The organism is Pseudomonas sp. IT-P44 (assembly GCF_949768225.1).
GTDB classification, from domain to species: Bacteria; Pseudomonadota; Gammaproteobacteria; order Pseudomonadales; family Pseudomonadaceae; genus Aquipseudomonas; species Aquipseudomonas migulae.
Map to the genome: position 1 here is coordinate 30,983 of NZ_CATKQM010000068.1, position 19,571 is coordinate 50,553.

The 19,571-nt window shown below is 60.0% G+C and carries 15 protein-coding genes and 2 tRNA genes; 4 read left to right on the forward strand and 13 right to left on the reverse strand.

Annotated features, from left to right (window positions below; all coding sequences use genetic code 11):
* Positions 1-38: 38 nt before the first annotated feature.
* Positions 39-485 carry an azurin gene (gene azu / locus ACM6IO_RS25745; RefSeq protein ID WP_008035372.1) on the reverse strand — a complete coding sequence of 149 codons (447 nt, stop codon included), beginning with the start codon at positions 483-485 and terminating at the stop codon, positions 39-41.
* Between the two features lie 343 nt (positions 486-828).
* Between azu and ACM6IO_RS25750 the strand changes: the two genes are divergently transcribed.
* Together ACM6IO_RS25750 and ACM6IO_RS25755 are read left to right on the forward strand one after the other, a co-directional pair.
* Positions 829-1,416: a TIGR00730 family Rossman fold protein gene (locus tag ACM6IO_RS25750; RefSeq protein ID WP_008035363.1), complete on the forward strand. Its 588-nt coding sequence runs from the start codon at positions 829-831 to the stop codon at positions 1,414-1,416.
* Positions 1,417-1,484: 68 nt separating this feature from the next.
* Positions 1,485-1,676, forward strand: a complete 192-nt coding sequence (locus tag ACM6IO_RS25755) for a hypothetical protein (RefSeq protein WP_008035362.1) — start codon at positions 1,485-1,487, stop codon at positions 1,674-1,676.
* 162 nt (positions 1,677-1,838) lie between these two features.
* Here the strand turns inward: ACM6IO_RS25755 and ACM6IO_RS25760 are convergent, their stop codons facing one another.
* The 11 genes from ACM6IO_RS25760 to rnr form a co-directional block, all read right to left on the reverse strand.
* Positions 1,839-2,729: a transglutaminase family protein gene (locus ACM6IO_RS25760; protein ID WP_008035361.1), complete on the reverse strand. Its 891-nt coding sequence runs from the start codon at positions 2,727-2,729 to the stop codon at positions 1,839-1,841.
* A complete protein-coding gene (locus ACM6IO_RS25765) occupies positions 2,729-5,215 on the reverse strand; it encodes a circularly permuted type 2 ATP-grasp protein (protein ID WP_192226933.1) in 2,487 nt (828 codons plus the stop codon). Before ACM6IO_RS25765 ends, ACM6IO_RS25760 begins: the two co-directional genes overlap by 1 nt.
* Before the next feature lie 88 nt (positions 5,216-5,303).
* On the reverse strand, positions 5,304-8,579 hold the full coding sequence (locus ACM6IO_RS25770) for a DUF2126 domain-containing protein (RefSeq protein WP_414912483.1): 3,276 nt from the start codon (positions 8,577-8,579) through the stop codon (positions 5,304-5,306).
* A gap of 377 nt (positions 8,580-8,956) precedes the next feature.
* Positions 8,957-11,260, reverse strand: a complete 2,304-nt coding sequence (locus ACM6IO_RS25775) for a YgiQ family radical SAM protein (protein ID WP_192226931.1) — start codon at positions 11,258-11,260, stop codon at positions 8,957-8,959.
* A 191-nt stretch (positions 11,261-11,451) separates the two neighbouring features.
* On the reverse strand, positions 11,452-12,846 hold the full coding sequence (gene dnaB / locus ACM6IO_RS25780; RefSeq protein ID WP_008035349.1) for a replicative DNA helicase: 1,395 nt from the start codon (positions 12,844-12,846) through the stop codon (positions 11,452-11,454).
* Positions 12,847-12,965: 119 nt separating this feature from the next.
* Positions 12,966-13,412, reverse strand: a complete 447-nt coding sequence (gene rplI, locus ACM6IO_RS25785; RefSeq protein WP_008035347.1) for a 50S ribosomal protein L9 — start codon at positions 13,410-13,412, stop codon at positions 12,966-12,968.
* Positions 13,413-13,431: 19 nt separating this feature from the next.
* Positions 13,432-14,325 (reverse strand): hypothetical protein, encoded by an 894-nt coding sequence (locus tag ACM6IO_RS25790; RefSeq protein WP_008035345.1) that lies wholly within the window; start codon positions 14,323-14,325, stop codon positions 13,432-13,434.
* A 36-nt stretch (positions 14,326-14,361) separates the two neighbouring features.
* Positions 14,362-14,592: a 30S ribosomal protein S18 gene (gene rpsR / locus ACM6IO_RS25795; RefSeq protein WP_002551829.1), complete on the reverse strand. Its 231-nt coding sequence runs from the start codon at positions 14,590-14,592 to the stop codon at positions 14,362-14,364.
* 28 nt (positions 14,593-14,620) lie between these two features.
* Entirely contained in the window at positions 14,621-15,043 is a 423-nt protein-coding gene (gene rpsF / locus ACM6IO_RS25800; protein ID WP_008035342.1) for a 30S ribosomal protein S6, read from the reverse strand.
* 314 nt (positions 15,044-15,357) lie between these two features.
* On the reverse strand, positions 15,358-16,125 hold the full coding sequence (gene rlmB / locus ACM6IO_RS25805) for a 23S rRNA (guanosine(2251)-2'-O)-methyltransferase RlmB (RefSeq protein WP_207284729.1): 768 nt from the start codon (positions 16,123-16,125) through the stop codon (positions 15,358-15,360).
* Entirely contained in the window at positions 16,122-18,740 is a 2,619-nt protein-coding gene (gene rnr / locus ACM6IO_RS25810) for a ribonuclease R (protein ID WP_207284728.1), read from the reverse strand. Before rnr ends, rlmB begins: the two co-directional genes overlap by 4 nt.
* 224 nt (positions 18,741-18,964) lie before the next feature.
* On the opposite strand from rnr, the gene ACM6IO_RS25815 reads away from it, so the two are divergent.
* Together ACM6IO_RS25815 and ACM6IO_RS25820 are read left to right on the forward strand one after the other, a co-directional pair.
* Positions 18,965-19,051 (forward strand) — tRNA-Leu (locus ACM6IO_RS25815).
* A 166-nt stretch (positions 19,052-19,217) separates the two neighbouring features.
* Positions 19,218-19,304, forward strand: a tRNA-Leu gene (locus ACM6IO_RS25820).
* Positions 19,305-19,333: 29 nt separating this feature from the next.
* On the opposite strand, the gene ACM6IO_RS25825 is transcribed toward ACM6IO_RS25820, so the two are convergent.
* Entirely contained in the window at positions 19,334-19,555 is a 222-nt protein-coding gene (locus tag ACM6IO_RS25825; protein ID WP_414912484.1) for a hypothetical protein, read from the reverse strand.
* Between the last annotated feature and the right edge of the window lie 16 nt (positions 19,556-19,571).

Here is a 19,571-nt window from a genome sequence, read left to right on the forward strand (position 1 = left end):
CGTCCCAAGTGGACGCTTTTTTTATGCGAGCGATTTGCTTACTTCAGCGTAACCGTACCTTTCATCATCGAAATGTGGCCCGGGAACGAGCAGAAGAAGCCGTATTTCTCGGCAGCATCAAGCTTGGACACATCGAAGGTCACCGAGTCGGTTTCCTTGGAGCCGATGATTTTGGTGTGAGCGATAATGCGCGCGTCACCTTCTTTCAGGTAGTTCTTGTCGATGCCGGCAGACAGGCCATCGGTGGCGATCGGCTGCATGTCCGCTTCTTTGCTCAGCACCCAGTTGTGGCCCATGACGTTTTTCGGCAGGTTGCCGGAGTGGGTCAGTTCAACGGTGAAGGTCTTGCAGCTTTTGTCGATTTCGATGGCCTTGGTGTTGAAGGCCATTTGGTCGGTGGAATCGATGGTCGTCTTGCACTCGGCAGCCATCAATTGACTGCTGGCCAGTGTCAGCAGGGATACCGCAACAAGTTTGGCAAACATGGTGAATCTCCAAGGCAGGGTTAACAAAAGTGCGAATGGACAGAAGACTGCCTGAAAACTTCGCAAGTTCCTATGACCTGAATCAAAAATTGTATACAACTTTCGGGCTATGACACCTATCGAAACAATCTACCAGCCAGACGTCTAGGGCGGCCCTATCATCAGGTCGTCATCACTTATACGGAGCGTCTGTCATGTCCATCAATAGCCTGTTGTGCAGTTTGCTCGCCGCTTACGCCTGTGGCGCCAGTGGCACCTGTGAAACGTCCCGGCGTGAAGTTTAGACCTTGGAGCATAGCGCCTCTGCCTTTACTCTGTGGCCATCCTGACCATGGAGCAAGGCATGTCTTTAGCGTCCGTTTGTGTATTTTGCGGTGCCAGCACCGGCACCAACCCGGCTTATCGTGAAGCGGCTGTCGCCCTCGGGCGAGCGTTGGCCGAGCGCAAGCTGACCCTGGTCTATGGCGGCGGTGCCGTCGGGCTGATGGGGATCGTCGCCGACGCCGCACTGGCGGCCGGCGGTGAAGTGATCGGGATCATCCCGCAAAGCCTCAAAGACAAGGAAATCGGTCACAGCGGCCTCACGCGCCTGGAAGTGGTCGACGGCATGCATGCGCGCAAGGCGCGGATGGCCGAGCTCAGCGACGCCTTTATCGCGCTGCCCGGTGGCCTGGGCACTCTGGAAGAACTGTTCGAAGTCTGGACCTGGGGCCAGCTCGGCTACCACGGCAAACCGCTGGGACTGCTGGAAGTGAACGGTTTCTACAGCAAGTTGACCGGTTTTCTTGATCATATCGTCGGCGAAGGCTTCGTTCGCGAAGCACACCGTGACATGCTGCAAGTGAGCGAATCGCCGCACACCCTGCTCGATGCACTGGACGCCTGGCAGCCCTCGGTACTGCCAAAATGGGCCGAGCAAAAACCCAGCTAACGGCTAGGCACCGATACAGGGCAGAATATGCGCCGCTCAACCTCACCTTCGACCCCAGAGGATCGCCCATGGCTAAACCTAATTATTCCTTCGCCAAACGTCAGAGAGACTTGGCCAAGGAGCAGAAGAAAGAGGAAAAGCTTCAGCGCAAGAAAGCTTCAGCTGAAGAAGACGCCGCCGCACTGAACCCGGAAGCAGACGGTGAAGTGACCGCAGAAAGTGATGTTGAAGCACCGAAAGATCAGGCGCCCGACGCCTGATACCCTCAGGGCCCGATGATCTGATCAGGCCCACCGGATCTGTGTCCCGTGTAGGAGCGAGCTTGCTCGCGAAGATATCGAAGACAGCGCGTTTTTCCAGACAGGACGCGTCATCGTTGACGTCCATCGCGAGCAGGCTCGCTCCTACAGGGTGGATCTTTGTTACTCCAGTGGCATCACGGTGACCCGGACTTCCGGATCGTGATTTCCGCCCCCCAGAATCACCCCGCGCAACGGCGATACATCGGAGAAATCCCGGCCCCAGGCCAGGGTGATGTGTTCGAGCGCCGGTTGCACATTGTTGGTCGGATCGAAATCCACCCAACCCAACACCGGGCAAAACACTGAAACCCAGGCGTGTGATGCATCGGCACCGATCAGCCGTGGCTGGCCCGGTGGCGGCTGAGTCAGCAGGTAGCCGCTGATGTAACGCGCCGCCAACCCACGGGAACGCACGCAAGCGAGCATCAGGTGAGCGAAGTCCTGGCACACCCCGCGACGGCGTTCCAGCACTTCCACCAGAGGCGTTGCCACTTGAGTGGCCTCGGCGTCGAAGGTGAATTCGCTGAAGATTTTTTCCATCAACGCCTGGACGCCGAGCAACAGCGGCCGCCCCGCCGGAAAACAACTTTCCGAGAACTCGACGAAGTTGCGCTTCAAATGCACATAGGGCGATTCGAACCGGTAACGACACGCTTCGAGCACGTCGGACGAAAGCGGCTGGCTGCTGTAGGTCAGTGCGTTGCGGGTTTCTTCCCAGGCCGGCGATTGATTGAAATCCAGCGTTGGCCGGGCCAGCACTTCGACGGTAAGACTGGCGTTGACCAGTAACTCATCGTGAGGCCGCTCGAACGCCAGCCGGGTCAGTGGATTGCCGAATACATCCAGTTCATCGCGGCGCGCCGTCGGGTCGGGGCTGATCTGCAATTGTTGCGCAGTGCAGCGCTGCCAGGCGCACGAGCGCGGCCACAGATGCGCCAACTGCTGGGCGAGGGACACCGGGCTGTCGTAGTGATAATGGGTGTCATGGAAAATCTGGTAATGAGCGCTCATCAGACGGACACCGTGCGTTGGCTGACATCATCGACGTGGGCGAAATGGCGCAATGCCAAACGATCCGACACCTGCCCGCTCGCATCGGCGATCTCTTGCAGCAGGTCGGCCAGGCCATTGATGGCGGCGCGTACGCTGGCTTCACCGAACAGCGAATTCTCCAGACACCCCAGATCAAAGCGCGCCAGACGCTCCACCAGAAACGGCAGACCGGCTTCGCGCGGCACAGCAAAATCATCGTTCAAACGTTTAAGCGTGCGGGTCACCAGCTTCAACTGGAACAGCACCGCGTGCGGGTTTTGTTCGTCGAGCAGCAACAGGTCCAGCACCGGAATCAATTGCGCCACCGCCAGATACCGCGAGCGGTAGGTGATGCTGCTGTTACCCAGCTCCAGCAGCCACTCCAGCCCGGCCTGATCAAAGGCGCCGCTACCGCGCAGAAACGCCGCGAGGCTGCCGCTGAGAAATTGCAGGCGCTCGATCCGTCGACCGATCATCAGGAAGCGCCAGCCTTCGTCCCGGGTCATGTCGTCCAGTGCAAAACCCGACAGTGCCGCCAGCGACATCACCAGACGGTTGAGAAAATCCAGCAACTCGCCGAAATCCGGTTCTTCGGTTTCCAGTTCGACGGCCTCACGCTGCAACTCCACCAGCGCCTGCCAGTTTTCCCGCGAGAGCTTTCCGCGCACTTGCGACGCCGCCCACTGCAAGCGCTGCAAGTTGGAACGCAGGCTGAACGGCCAGTCGTCACCAAGCAGCGCCGCCAACAACCGTTCAGGCAGCTCGCCTTCTTCGGGCAGCAACATCAACCGCTCACCCAGATCGACCGCGGCCTCCAGCGCTTGCGGGTCATCGCCATCGACGTAGCGCGCCAGCATGATCCGCAGCAACCGCGCACTGTCATCGCAGCGCTCGCAGTAACGGCCGAACCAGAACAGGTTTTCCACCACTCGCGACGGCAAATACGGATCGCGTCGCACCAGATCGTGCACGCCAATGTTGCGCTGGGCTTTCCATTGTTCGCCGCTGGGTGGCCGGTCCCCCAGCACCCAGGTGTCCTTGCTCGCACCGCCGCGTTGCATCGACACCACTTCAGCGTCGGCCTCGGCGGCCACCCGGGTCAAACCGCCAGGCAGAACCCTATACCCGTCGCGACTCGCCACCGCGTACACGCGCATGCCGATGGCCCGGGGTTGCAACTGGCCACCCTCGGCCTGCCAGATCGGCGCCTGGGACAATTGCGCAAGTTCTTGCGCCACATAGGCATAAGGTCGTGCCTGCATGCGCTCGGAAAGCGCCAGACGCTGTTTTTCACTCAAATCGCGGCCAAACACCGGCGCGAAGCTCTGTGAGGGGAACGCAGGTTTGATCAGTAATTCCGGCAGTTTTTCCAGCGCCTGGGCCAGCACCGGCGCTTCGCCGCACCACCACGTGGCGATAGAGGGCAGGATCAACTCTTCGCCGAACAGGAATTGATTGATCTTCGGCAGGAAGCCCAGCAACCCCGGCGATTCCAGCACGCCGCTGCCCAGCGCGTTGGCCACCAGCACCCGTCCTTGTCGCACGGCTTCGAGCAGGCCCGGCACACCGAGCGCCGAGTCGGTGCGCAGCTCCAGCGGATCACAGAAGTCGTCGTCGAGCCGACGCATGATCGCGTGGACCCTGCGCAGGCCGCTCAAGGTTTTCAGGTAAACCGTGGCATCGCGCACCGTGAGGTCGCCGCCCTCCACCAACGGATAACCGAGTTGCCGCGCCAGATACAGGTGTTCGAAATAGCTTTCGTTGAAACGCCCCGGCGTCAGCAGCACCACCAACGGCACTTCATCGTCGCTTGGCGCCTGACGGGCCAGGGTTTCCTGAAGCGTGCGGAAGAACCCGGCCAGATGCTGCACCTTCAAATCGCGGTACAACTCAGGAAAGGCCCGGGACACGATCGTGCGGTTTTCCAGGGCGTAACCGGCGCCGGACGGTGCCTGGGTCCGATCCGCCGTCACCCACCAGCGACCGTCGGGCGTGCGCGCCAGATCCACGGCATACAGATGCAGAAAGGCCCCATCGGGCGGCGTGATGCCCTGACAGGGCCAAAGGAAGTTGTTGTGGCCGAATACCAGCTCAGCCGGCAACAAGCCTTCAGCGATCAACCGTTGCGGGCCGTACAAGTCCGCCAGCACAGCATTCAACAGTCGAGCCCGCTGGGCGATCCCGGCCGACAAGTGCTCCCATTCATCCGCAGCGATCACGTGCGGCAGCAAGTCCAGCTCCCATGGCCGGTCCGCGCCCTTGGGATCGGCATAGACGTTGTAGGTCACGCCGTTTTCCTGGATCTGCCGGGTCAGCAGTGCCTGACGCTGCACCAGCTGCGCGGGCGTGCTGCGTTGCAACTGGTCGAACAACCGGCGCCAGTGCGGACGTACGGCGCCACTGTCGTCGAGCAGTTCGTGATAAGTGCCCGCCGTCAGCGGGTAGCGGTCAAGCAGGTCAGGCATGGAAAGCTCGGCAGACAGCAAGGAACGGTCAGACTAACGCACGCTCATGACGCCCGGATATACGAAAAATCCGAGCGTCGCGTACGGTTTAGAAACGTCGTAAATCGAGAGTCATCGGCAGCTCGTCGTTTATTTCCAGAATCGGTATAGGAAGTTTCCCCGGGCTGTGTCCGATGCGGAAGAAACGCGCCATCCTCCGACTCTCGGCTTCATTGGCGTTCACCGGCAAGCTGTCATAGTTGCGCCCGCCCGGATGGGCGACGTGGTACTGACACCCCCCCAGCGAACGCTGCATCCAGGTGTCGAGCAGGTCGAACACCAGCGGCGCATGGACCGGGATCGTCGGTTGCAGACAGTTGGCCGGCTGCCAGGCACGAAAGCGCACGCCTGCGACGAACTCGCCAACCCGACCGGTCGGTTGCAAAGGCACCGGAACGCCGTTGCAGGTCAGCAAATAGCGCTGCGGTGCCAGGCCGGTGAGCTTCACCTGCAAGCGCTCCAGGGATGAATCCACGTAGCGCACCGTGCCGCCGACCGCGCCCTCCTCGCCCAGTACATGCCAAGGCTCCAGCGCCTGACGCACTTCCAGTTCGATGCCGCTGACGGCGTAATCGCCGACCTTGGGAAAGCGAAACTCCAGATGCGCGGCAAACCACTCGGCCCGCACCGGATAACCCGCGGCATTGAGGTCGACGATCACATCAGCGAAATCCTGCTCGATAAAGTGTGGCAACAGGAACCGGTCGTGCAATTCCGTGCCCCAGCGCGCCAGTTTCGGCGGCGCATAAGGCTCGCGCCAAAACCGCGCAACCAGCGCTCGCAGCAACAACTGCTGAGCCAGGCTCATGCGTGCGTGAGGCGGCATTTCAAAAGCGCGCAACTCCAGCAAGCCAAGGCGCCCCGTTGCGCCATCGGGCGAATAAAGCTTGTCGATGCAGAATTCGGCGCGATGAGTGTTACCCGTCACGTCAATCAACAGGTTACGCAGCAGCCGGTCGACCAGCCACGGCGCGCATTCTTCGCCGGGTTGAGGCATCTGGGCGAAGGCGATTTCCAGCTCGTACAACGCATCGTTGCGCGCTTCATCGACGCGCGGTGCCTGGGACGTCGGGCCGATGAACAATCCGGAAAACAGGTAGGACAACGACGGGTGGTTATGCCAGTAACTGATCAGGCTGCGCAGCAGATCGGGACGGCGCAGAAACGGTGAGTCGGCCGGTGTCGCACCGCCCAGTACGAAATGGTTACCGCCGCCAGTGCCGGTGTGTCGGCCGTCGATCATGAATTTTTCAGTGGTCAGCCGCGTCTGGCGCGCTTCTTCGTAGAGAAACTCGGTGCGCTCGACCAGCTCATCCCAGGTGGCGGACGGCTGCACGTTGACCTCGATCACGCCTGGGTCCGGGGTAATGCGGAAGTTGCTCAGGCGCGGATCGCTTGGCGGCTCATAGCCTTCCAGCAGCACCGGACAATGCAGTTCCTCAGCCGTGGCCTCGATTGCAGTGACCAGCTCCAGATAATCCTCGACTCGCTCCAGCGGCGGCATGAACAAGTACAACCGCCCCTCCCGCGCCTCGGCGCAGAAGGCGGTGCGCGTCAGCCAATCGGCGGATTCGTCGATTTCCAGATCACGCTCGACCGCTTCGGCCGCGGCGGCGGGGCGGCTCAACTGCTGAGTATCCGGGAGCGTCGGGAATTCCTGATTGGGATCGTTGGGGTAGATGAACGGATACTCGGCGGCTTTCACCCACGGCTGCGAGCCCAGCGGCAAGCGATAACCCAGTGGCGAATCCCCCGGCACCAACCGGCAGTGCTCGTCGCGCAGGTACCAGCGGCCGCTTTGCCACTGATCGCCCTTGGCCGTGCGCGCCAGTGGCAACACTTGGCCGATCACTTTATCCAGCCCCTGACTGAAGACTTTGCGCAGTCGCGCACGCTCCAAGGGTTCTTCCAGACGCGAATCTTCGGCGCTGACGTTCTGCGGCAAAGCGCCCTCGCGCCAGAGGTAATAGAAATTGTCTTCGTAGGCCGGAAACACAAAGCGTGTCGGAATTTTCAGGCGTTCGGCGACACTCGCCAGAAAACGCCCGGCCAGTTCGCCATCGGCACCGTAGTCTTCCTGCTCATCGGCAATCAGCGCGCTGTTGTGCCAGATCGGCACACCATCGCGACGCCAGTAGCAGTTCAGCGACCAGCGCGGCAGTTGCTCGCCGGGGTACCACTTACCTTGACCGAAATGCACCAGTCCTTTGGGTGCGTAATGTTTGCGCATTCGCTGGAACAGCTCGGCGGACAAACGCCGCTTGTCTGGCCCCAGCGCGGCGGTGTTCCACTCGGCGCCGTCCGGATCGTCGATGGAGACGAAGGTCGGCTCGCCGCCCATGGTCAGGCGTACGTCGCCTTCCAGCAGGTCGGCATCAATCTGCCGGCCCAGCGCCTGGATCGCCAGCCATTGATCTTCGGTGTAGGGCTTGGTGACGCGCGGCGCCTCCCAAATCCGCTCAACGGACATTTCGTGGGTGAATTCGCACTCGCACGGCTCCACCAGGCCACTGATCGGTGCCGCAGAGCCCGGATCGGGACTACACGCCAACGGAATGTGTCCTTCACCGGCAAACAGGCCTGAGGTCGCGTCCAGGCCGATCCAGCCGGCACCGGGCAAATAGACCTCGCACCAGGCGTGCAAATCGGTGAAATCCACGTCGGTGCCCGACGGACCGTCGAGGCTTTTGACGTCGGCGGTCAGTTGAATCAGATAACCGGAGACAAAACGCGCCGCCAGGCCCAGGTTACGCAGCAGCTGCACCAGCAGCCACGCCGAGTCGCGACAGGAACCGGAGGCATGTTCGAGGGTGTGTTCGGGCGTTTGCACGCCCGGCTCCATGCGGATCAGGTAGCCGATGTCCTCGCTCAGGCGCTGATTGAGCGCGACGAGGAAATCCACGCTGGGCAGCGGCGTGCGATCGATGCCGTCCAGATAAGCCTTGAATTTCGGCGTCAGCGGCAGGGTTTCCAGGTACGGCGCCAGTTCCTTGCGCTCGTCCGCGGCGTAGGCAAACGGGATTTTTTCCGCGTAGGGTTCGAGGAAGAAGTCGAACGGATTGAACACCGCCATTTCCGCCAGCAGATCGACCTCGATCCGCAGTTCCTCGGTTTTCTCCGGGAACACCAGACGCGCCAGGTAATTGCCCTGAGGGTCCTGCTGCCAGTTAATGAAATGCTGCTCGGGCGAGACTTTCAGCGCATACGACAGTATCCGCGTACGGCTGTGGGCGGCCGGGCGCAGGCGAACAATCTGCGGACCGAGCTCGACAGCGCGGTCGTAGCGGTAATGCGTGACGTGGTGCAATGCGACATGAATCGACACGGCGTGCCTCCTGCGAGCCTTAAGCGTTATCGAAAGCGCGCAAGACTTATGCCATCCAGTGGCGCTGGCGCTTTCTCCGGTTGCTTGAGGCAGTACAGCACCAAAATCGGGCGATGCGGGAAATTGGTTTGGGGGAGATGCACGGATTTGTGGCGGGCAGCTGCAAACTCGTTGCCTGGTCGGGCCCCTTCGCGAGCAAGCCCGCTCCCACACTGGACCGCGTTGGCACGGGAAAAGCGGATCAAATGTGGGAGCGGGCTTGCTCGCGAAGAGGCCAGTTGTCCCCACAGAGATTCCCGCGCTGACGCCCGATCTTTATGCGCCAGACAGTAAAACGCCAACCCGAAGGTTGGCGTTCTGTTCAGCTCAAGTGAGGCTTAGCGCGGCACAACCGGCTTGCGCGCAGGCTTCGGCCCTTTGCCTTTGGCGGCATCCTTGCGCTCCTTGGCCGCCTGCTGGTTGCGGGCAAATGCCGCTGCCTTGGCCTGTTCACGCTTGTCCCACGGGTTACCGCCATCGCTGGCACGTGGTGGCAGACCGGTGTGCTGGGTCAGGATCTTGGTGGTCTTCTCACCCGCGACCTTGTGACTGCCGGCCGGCGTCGAGTTCTTGCGACGGGCGCTCTGGTAGCTGTCGCTCGCAGGCTGATGCAGCGGGATCAACTGGTTCTTGCCCGGCCCGATCAGGTCGGCGCGGCCCATGCGGGTCAGCGCTTCACGCAGCATCGGCCAGCCTTTCGGGTCGTGGTAACGCAAGAACGCCTTGTGCAGGCGACGCTGCTCTTCGCTCTTGACGATGGTCACGGCGTCGCTCTTGTAAGTGACCTTGCGCAGCGGGTTCTTGCCCGAGTGGTACATCGCGGTGGCGGTGGCCATCGGCGACGGGTAGAACGCCTGCACCTGGTCGGCACGGAAGCCGTTGCCCTTGAGCCACAGGGCCAGGTTCATCATGTCTTCGTCGGTCGTGCCCGGGTGAGCGGCAATGAAGTACGGAATCAGGTACTGCTCTTTCCCGGCTTCCTTGGAGTACTTCTCGAACATGCGCTTGAACTTGTCATAGCTGCCGATGCCCGGTTTCATCATCTGATTGAGCGGACCTTCCTCGGTGTGTTCCGGGGCGATCTTCAGGTAACCACCGACGTGGTGGGTCACCAGCTCCTTGACGTATTCCGGCGACTCGACGGCGAGGTCGTAGCGCAGACCGGACGCGATCAAAATCTTCTTCACACCCGGCAACGCACGGGCGCTGCGATACAGCTGGATCAGCGACGAGTGGTCGGTGTTCAGGTTCGGGCAGATGCCAGGGAACACGCACGATGGCTTGCGGCACGCGGATTCGATTTCCGGGCTCTTGCACGCGATGCGGTACATGTTCGCGGTCGGGCCGCCGAGGTCGGAAATGACGCCGGTGAAACCTGGCACCTTGTCGCGAATTTCTTCGATTTCGCGAATGATCGACTCTTCGGAACGGTTCTGGATGATCCGGCCTTCGTGCTCGGTGATCGAGCAGAAGGTGCAGCCGCCGAAGCAGCCACGCATGATGTTCACCGAGAAGCGGATCATGTCGTAGGCCGGGATTTTTTCCTTGCCGTACGCCGGGTGCGGAATACGTGCGTAAGGCATGCCGAACACGTAGTCCATTTCTTCGGTGGTCATCGGAATCGGCGGCGGGTTGAACCAGACGTCGACTTCGCCGTGTTTCTGCACCAGCGCGCGGGCGTTGCCCGGGTTGGTTTCCAGGTGAAGCACGCGGTTGGCGTGAGCGTAAAGCACCGCATCGCCACGGACCTTCTCGACCGACGGCAGACGGATAACCGTTTTGTCGCGGGTCATTTTCGGGCTGGCCAGAATCTGCACGACCTTGGCTTCGCTCGGGTCTTCAACCGGCCCCTTTTCCTGCTCGATGGCGCAGGCCTGGGTGTCCTGGGTGTTCACGTACGGGTTAATGATCTTGTCGATCTTGCCCGGACGGTCGATGCGCGTGGAGTCGACTTCGTACCAGTCTTTCGGCGTGTCGCGACGGATGAACGCGGTGCCGCGCACATCGGTGATGTCTTCGATCTTGTGGCCGTAGGACAGGCGCTGGGCGACTTCGACAATCGCACGCTCGGCGTTGCCGTAGAGCAGGATATCGGCGCAGGCGTCGATCAGGATCGAGTTGCGTACCCGGTCCTGCCAGTAGTCGTAGTGGGCGATGCGGCGCAGGGACGCTTCAATACCGCCGAGCACGATCGGCACGTTCTTGTAGGCTTCCTTGCAGCGCTGGCTGTAAACCAGACTCGCGCGATCCGGACGTTTGCCCGCCAGGCCACCGGGGGTGTAGGCGTCGTCGGAGCGGATCTTCTTGTCGGCGGTATAGCGGTTGATCATCGAGTCCATGTTGCCGGCCGCGACACCGAAGAACAGGTTCGGCTCGCCGAGCTTCATGAAGTCGTCTTTGGACTGCCAGTTCGGTTGGGCAATGATCCCGACGCGGAAGCCCTGGGACTCCAGCAGCCGGCCGATGATCGCCATGCCGAACGACGGATGGTCAACGTAGGCATCACCGGTGACGATGATGATGTCGCATGAATCCCAGCCAAGCTGATCCATCTCCTCCCTGCTCATTGGCAGGAATGGCGCTGGACCGAAGCATTCGGCCCAGTACTTGGGATAGTCAAATAACGGCTTGGCTGTTTGCATGACGATGACCGGTGTTGAGATGAAAAATCGCGGGCGCGGAATATAGCACAAAAAATGACCAATTCCGACGGTTATGGTCGGAAATTGGTGGCGACCTCATTCGCGGGCAAGCCTCGCTCCTACAGAGGAATGTGATCCCCTGTAGGAGCGAGGCTTGCCCGCGAATGAGGCCCTGACAGGCGCTACATAATTTACTCGTCGTCGAAGTTGTAACTACCCGGCGCCAGGTTTTCGAAGCGGGTGTACTTACCGATGAACGCCAGTCGCGACGTGCCGATCGGGCCGTTCCGCTGCTTGCCGATAATAATTTCGGCGATGCCTTTGTGTTCGGTTTCCGGGTGATAAACCTCATCCCGGTACACGAACATGATGACGTCGGCATCCTGCTCGATCGCTCCGGATTCCCGGAGGTCGGAGTTGATCGGCCGTTTGTTCGGTCGTTGCTCCAGGGAGCGGTTGAGCTGGGACAGCGCCACCACCGGGCAATTGAATTCCTTGGCCAGGGCCTTCAAGGAACGCGAGATCTCGGAAATCTCGTTGGTCCGGTTGTCACCACCGGAACCCGGAATCTGCATCAATTGCAGGTAGTCGATCATGATCAGGGCGACATCGCCATGCTCACGCACCAGACGCCGGGTCCGCGCGCGCATTTCCGACGGGCTGATGCCCGCCGTATCGTCGATGAACAGCTTACGGTCGTTGAGCAGGTTGACCGCCGATGTCAGGCGCGGCCAATCGTCGTCGTCCAGGCGACCGGCACGGACCTTGGTCTGGTCGATACGGCCGAGGGACGACAACATACGCATGATCAGCGATTCGCCTGGCATCTCGAGCGAGTAAACCAGTACGCACTTGTCGCTGCGCAACACGGCGTTTTCCACCAGGTTCATCGCAAAGGTGGTTTTACCCATCGACGGACGGCCAGCGACGATGATCAAGTCGGCCGGCTGCAGGCCGCTGGTCTTCTCGTCGAGGTCGGTGTAACCGGTGGACAAGCCAGTGATGGCGTTATCGGTGTTGAACAAGGTGTCGATGCGGTCGATGGCCTTGGTCAGCAGGTCATTGACGCTCACCGGGCCGCCGGTTTTAGGCCGGGCCTCGGCGATCTGGAAGATCTGCCGCTCGGCTTCGTCGAGAATCTCTTCAGCCGTGCGACCTTCCGGGTTGAAGGCGCTGTCGGCAATCTCGGTGGCGATGCCGATCAACTGCCGCAACGTCGCTCGCGCGCGAACGATCTGCGCATACGCCTTGATGTTGGCGACGGACGGCGTGTTTTTCGCCAGTTCACCGAGGTAACCGAGGCCACCGACCTGCGAGGTCTGACCTTCCTTGTCCAATTGCTCGGCAAGGGTCACGACGTCGATCGGGGAGTTCTGGTCGGCGAGTTTGGCGATCGCGCGGAAAATCAGGCGGTGGTCATGTCGATAGAAATCGCCGTCGGAGACTTGATCGAGCACGCGCTCCCAGGCGTTGTTGTCCAGCATCAGACCACCGAGCACGGCCTGTTCGGCCTCGATGGAATGCGGCGGCACCTTCAGGGAAGCGGTTTGCAGATCGTATTGCTCGGGAGCGGAGATATCGTTCATGGCCACTTGAATAGTTGTGAAAATCAGGAACTGCAGAAAGACAAAGGGCACGACCTGTAAACAGGATCGTGCCCGATGTTACCGGCAAGCACCCGAGGGTGCCAGCCGACAAGTGCTGCTTAAGCTGCTACCACGACAACGCGTACGGTGGCTTCAACTTCGGCGTGCAGGTGCACGGCTACGTCGAATTCGCCTACGTTGCGGATGGTGCCGTTCGGCAGACGAACTTCGCTTTTTGCAACTTCAACGCCAGAGGCGGTCAGTGCATCAGCGATGTCGTGAGTACCGATCGAACCGAACAGCTTGCCTTCGTCACCAGCGGTGGCAGTGATAGTCACTTCCAGCTCAGCCAGTTGGGCGGCACGGCTTTCAGCCGAAGTTTTACGGTCTGCTGCGGCTTTTTCCAGCTCAGCGCGACGCTCTTCGAACGCAGCCAGGTTGGCTGGGGTCGCGGCGGTAGCTTTGCCGTAAGGCAGCAGGTAGTTACGACCGTAACCAGCCTTAACGTTTACTTTGTCACCCAGGTTGCCCAGGTTGGTGACTTTTTCCAGAAGGATCAGTTGCATGTGAAAATCCTCTTAACTTTTAACCTTCACCGTTCGCGCTATCGACGTCTTTCGGCGTCGAACGACCGCGAAAATCAATCAGGCTGTCGACGATGGCCAGGACCACCAGCAACGGATAGATCAGCTGCATGAACAGCAACAGCGTGACGTACAACCCCACCAGCCAGAACCTGGCCAGTCGCTTTTGCGCCACCAGCCCGTGAATCAGGGCCAGCCCGGCGAACACCAGCGGTACACTGCACAACGGCGTCAACATGGCCATCTGCGGGCCGATGTTCGGCCCCAGAAGCATGAACGCCAGCAGTAACATCGCCAGCCCCAGCGGGAATCGGATGGCGCGAAATTCGCGACCAAAACCACCCGGGTTGTACAACAACGCCTGCCAGTAGCGCCCGACAATCAGGCTCAGCACACTGACGATTTGCAACAAGGCCGCAATCAGGCCAGTCAGGACCGGTGCAATCAGGGACGCAAAATGCGCTTGCTCGTCTACCGACAACTTCTGGTAGACATCACCGAGTAGCGACGGCATGACCTTTATCAAGGCCTGCGCCAGCATCTCGATTTGGGGAGCAAAAACTGTCCCCAGCACCACTGCAAACACCACTCCCATCGCTATGCTGACCAGCAGCACGCGGTTCCAGGACTCGCTTGCGCGCAAAACCAACGCAAGGCTCGAAGACCCCAGCAGCACCAGAAGTGCCCGTGGGTCATCGGAGTAAAGCCACCAGATCAACGCCGGCAGCAGTCCCAGAGCAAGTACGCCAAGGGCGTCCTTCAATCCGCGCCGCAGGAGCACAAGGCATCCGGCGGCAGCACCCAACCAATACAACAACGGCAATGTTGCGCATCCGGCCACTACGAGAGTGGCCTGCATACGGCCGCGCATGATGAACTCAGCTATGGCACGCATGCATTCAATCCTTTGCTACGTGTCGACTGCCCGGTCTCAGCGGCCGTGGCTGTCGGTGTAGGCCAGCAGGGCCAGGAAGCGGGCGCGCTTGATAGCGGTGGCCAGCTGACGCTGATAACGAGCTTTGGTACCGGTGATGCGGCTTGGAACGATTTTGCCGGTCTCGGATACGTAGGCTTTCAGAGTGTTGAGATCTTTGTAATCGATCTCTTTCACGTCTTCAGCGGTGAAGCGGCAGAATTTACGACGACGGAAGAAACGTGCCATGTAATAGGCTCCTCAAAAGGTCCGTGGATTACTCGTCAGCGTTATCGCTGTTGTCGCTGTCATCACCATCAACGCCTTCGGCGTCGGAGTGCTCAGGACGGTCGCGACGCTCACGGCGCTCACTGCGGTTTTCTTCAGCCTTGAGCATCTCGGATTGGCCGGTAACGGCTTCTTCGCGACGGATGACCAGGTTACGGATCACTGCATCGTTGTAGCGGAAGTTGTCTTCCAGCTCGGCCAGGGCCTTGCCAGTGCACTCAACGTTCAGCATCACGTAGTGAGCCTTGTGAACATTGTTGATTGCGTAGGCCAGTTGACGACGGCCCCAATCTTCCAGACGGTGGATTTTGCCGCCGTCTTCTTCGATCAGCTTGGTGTAACGCTCAACCATGCCGCCGACTTGCTCGCTTTGATCCGGGTGGACCAAAAAGATGATTTCGTAATGACGCATGAATGCTCCTTACGGGTTGTAGCCTGCCGCTCAAAAGCGGTCAGACAAGGAGTGAATGACACTTATGGACTTGCTTGCGATAGACACATGCGTGCCTGCCGTCACAGCAAGGGGCGCAATTGTAGAGAAGGGACAGAAGAGGTGCAAGGCAATTGGTGATTATTTGAACAGTTCGTTCGCACACACTCTTTGGCCTCACCACAAACCACTGTGGGAGCGAGCCTGCTCGCGATGAGGGCGCAACATTCAATACTTATGCTGAATGTTACAACGCCATCGCGAGCAGGCTCGCTCCCACAGGGATTACATGCGAATCAGGACTTTTTGGCGGATCCGGCGGCTTTTACGCTGCGCTGGCGCTGGGCCTCGAACAGGCAGACGCCGGTCGCCACGGAAACGTTGAGACTGCTGACACTGCCAGTCATCGGCAGGTGCACCAGGTAGTCGCAAAGATCGCGGGTCAGGCGACGCATGCCGCTGCCTTCCGCACCCATGATCAGGATGGTCGGCCCAGTCATGTCTTGCTGATACAGGCTCTGCTCGGCTTCGCCCGCGGTACCGACGACCCACAAGCCGCGCTGTTTGAGTTTTTCCAGGGTGCGCGCCAGGTTGGTTACGGCGACCAACGGAATCACTTCCGCCGCGCCACACGCAACCTTTCGCACCGTTGGAGTCAGCGTGGCCGACTTGTCTTTCGGCACGATCACCGCCAGCGCACCGGCCGCATCGGCCGAACGCAGGCAAGCGCCAAGGTTGTGCGGATCGGTCACGCCGTCGAGCACCAGCAACAGCGGTGCACCATCGGTGCGATCGAGCAGCTCGTCGAGCATTGCCTCGCCCCAGACCTGGCTCGGACTTACATCCGCCACCACGCCCTGGTGCACGCCTTCAACCCAGGCATCCAGCTCGCGACGTTCGGCATTGCCGACGGCCACGCGGTTTTCGGCCGCGAGCGCGATCAGCGTCTGAACCCGCGGATCACTGCGACCTTCCGCCAGCCAGATCTGCTTGACGCGTTTCGGGTGGTGACGCAGCAATGCTTCTACCGCATGCACGCCGTAGATTTTTTCCAACTGACTCATGACTTGGCCTTAGGTTTACGCGCCCCGCCGCTTTTGGCTGGGGCCGAGCCCGCTTTCGGCGGGCCTTTACGGTGTTTGCTCGGCTTGCTGCCGGGAGCCTTGTCAGGCGCCGACCGTCCGGTCTTTCCCCCAGACGCCGCTTTACCGCCGCTTTTCGCTTCAGACAGCAACGCCTGCTTCATTTCACGGCTTTTGCGCAGCTCAGCATTTTTCGCTGCCGCATCGCTTGGGCGATAGGCTTCGACCGCTTTTTCCTTGGCAGGACGACGACCGGTTTTTGCCGGCGCCGGCTCTGCTGCGGTCTTGCCAGCAGGTGCAGCGGTTTCAGTCCCGCGCTTTTTGCGGCCGATCGGTGCGCTGATGGTTTTTTCAGCCATCTCGAAGTCGATCTTGCGCTCGTCGAGGTCGACGCGCATCACGCGCACTTCAACGGTGTCGCCAAGGCGGAAGCTACGACCGGTGCGCTCACCGGCGAGGCGGTGATGCACAGGGTCGAAGTGGTAGTAATCGCCCGGCAGCGCGGTGACGTGCACCAGGCCTTCGACGTAGATATCGGTCAGCTCGACGAACAGGCCAAAACCGGTCACGGCGGTGATCACACCCGGGAACGACTCGCCCACGCGGTCTTTCATGAACTCGCACTTGAGCCAGTTCACCACGTCGCGGGTCGCTTCGTCGGCACGGCGCTCGCTCATCGAGCACTGCTCGCCGAGTTGCTCCAGCGCGGCTTCGTCGTACGGATAGATGCGCGCCTTCGGAATGGTCATCGCGCCGGCACGGCGAACGTGCGGGGTGTCCATCTTCGAATGAATGACGCTGCGGATCGCCCGATGCGTGAGCAAGTCCGGGTAGCGGCGGATCGGCGAAGTGAAGTGGGTATAGGCTTCGTAATTCAGACCGAAGTGGCCCTGGTTATCAGCGCTGTACACCGCCTGACTCAGCGAACGCAGCATGACGGTCTGGATCAGGTGGAAATCCGGACGGTCCTTGATGCTTGCCAGCAAGGCCTGGTAATCCTTCGGCGACGGGCCGTCCTTGCCTTTGTGCAGGGACAGGCCGAGCTCGCCAAGGAAGGCGCGCAGTTTTTCCAGACGCTCCGGTGGCGGACCATCGTGGACGCGATACAGCGCAGGAATTTCGTGCTTCTTCAGGAATTCGGCAGTGGCCACGTTGGCCGCCAGCATGCATTCCTCGATCAGCTTGTGTGCATCGTTGCGCACGGTCGGACGGATTTCGGCAATCTTGCGCTCGGAACCGAAGATGATCCGGGTTTCCTGCGTTTCGAAATCGATCGCGCCACGCACATGACGGGCCGCCAGCAACACCTTGTACAGCGAATACAGCTGCTTGAGGTGTGGCAGAACGTCGGTGTATTCGCCGCGAAGCTGGCGAGCCTCGGTAACTTTCGGCGTCTCCAGCATGGTGCTGACTTTGTTATAGGTCAGACGGGCATGGGAGTGAATCACTGCTTCGTAGAAGCAGTAGTCGGTCATCTCGCCGGATTTGGAGATGGTCATCTCGCAGACCATGGCCAGACGATCGACATGTGGATTCAGCGAGCACAGGCCGTTGGACAGCTGCTCAGGCAGCATCGGCACTACGCGCTCCGGGAAGTAAACGGAGTTGCCGCGAACCTGGGATTCGTTGTCCAGCGCGGAACCGATTTTCACGTAGCTGGAAACGTCGGCAATCGCCACGTACAACTTCCAGCCACCGGAGAACAGGCGCAGCTTGCCCGGTTTGGCTTCGCAGTAGACCGCGTCATCGAAGTCGCGCGCATCTTCACCGTCGATGGTCACGAACGGCAGATGGCGCAGGTCGATGCGCTTCTCTTTGTCTTTCTCTTCGACTTCCGGCTTGAGCTTGGCGGCTTCTTTCAAGACCGCTTCAGGCCAGACGTGCGGAATATCGTAGGTGCGCAGGGCGACATCGATTTCCATGCCCGGCGCCATGTAGTTGCCCACGACTTCGACCACGTCGCCTTGCGGCTGGAAGCGTGGCGTCGGCCAGTGAGTGATCTTCACTTCGACGAACTGACCGACTTTGGCGTTGGCATTGCGGCCCGGCGTAACCAGCACTTCTTGCTGGATCTTCGGATTGTCCGCCACCACGAAGCCGATACCGCCCTCTTCGAAGTAACGGCCGACGATGGTTTCGTGAGCGCGGGAGACCACTTCGACAATCATGCCTTCGCGGCGACCGCGACGGTCCAGACCGGAAACACGAGCCAGGGCACGGTCGCCATCGAACACCAGACGCATTTGCGCCGGGCTCATGAACAGGTCGTCACTGCCATCGTCCGGGACCAGGAAGCCGAAGCCGTCACGGTGACCGCTGATGCGGCCCAGGATCAGGTCGAGCTTGTCCACCGGCGCATACGTGCCACGACGGGTATAGATGAGTTGAGCGTCGCGCTCCATGGCGCGCAGGCGGCGGCGCAGGGCTTCGATCTGGTCTTCTGTGATCAGACCAAACTCTTCGACCAGTTGCTCGCGGTTAGCAGGCGAACCCCGATCAGCAAGGTGCTGAAGGATCAGTTCGCGGCTAGGAATAGGGTTTTCATATTTTTCCGCTTCACGAGCGGCCTCGGGATCGAGGGACTGCCAATCGGCCATTAGAGAGTTTTCACCTTGTCTATATGCGGGTTAGTTTGGCATAGGCGTAATGAAACGGGAAATTTCAGGCTACGAGAGCCCATCTAAAGCCCTTTATCGACAGCGCAAAGCTGATTTAAATGCCGCTGGTAAAATTTTCCAGGTTTTTTTGATGCTGGGGGTTTACAGTTAAAAAGACGCTCCGTATAGTGCGCGCCATCGACGACGGAGACGTTGCCGATACTGCCCAGATGGTGAAATTGGTAGACACGCCAGCTTCAGGTGCTGGTGACCGCAAGGTCGTGGAAGTTCGAGTCTTCTTCTGGGCACCAATTCAGAGCTTGAGATTAGATCAATTTCAAGGCTCGCACAAAAACCCGCGAAAGCGGGTTTTTTGCATTCTACGGTTCTGATTTATTAAAACCAAATCAGGGGTTTACAGATCAAACTGCTCTCCGTATAGTGCGCCACATCAACAGCGGCAACGCTGAAGATTATGCCCAGATGGTGAAATTGGTAGACACGCCAGCTTCAGGTGCTGGTGACCGCAAGGTCGTGGAAGTTCGAGTCTTCTTCTGGGCACCAATTCAAATTTCAGAGCTTGCTCTGGAATTTCACAAAAACCCGCGAAAGCGGGTTTTTGCGTTTCTGGCATTTAAAAATCTCCAGCCAATCGCAATACCTGTGGGAGCGGGCTTGTTCGCGAAAGCGCTGGCACGTTCAACATCATTGCTAAATGACACACCGCTTTCGCGAGCAAGCCCGCTCCCACAGGGAATACGCAGCGCCTCTCCCAGCCCCGCAAGGCGCACTTGAGAAACAATATCGTTTATCATTGTTTCAAGTTTTTGC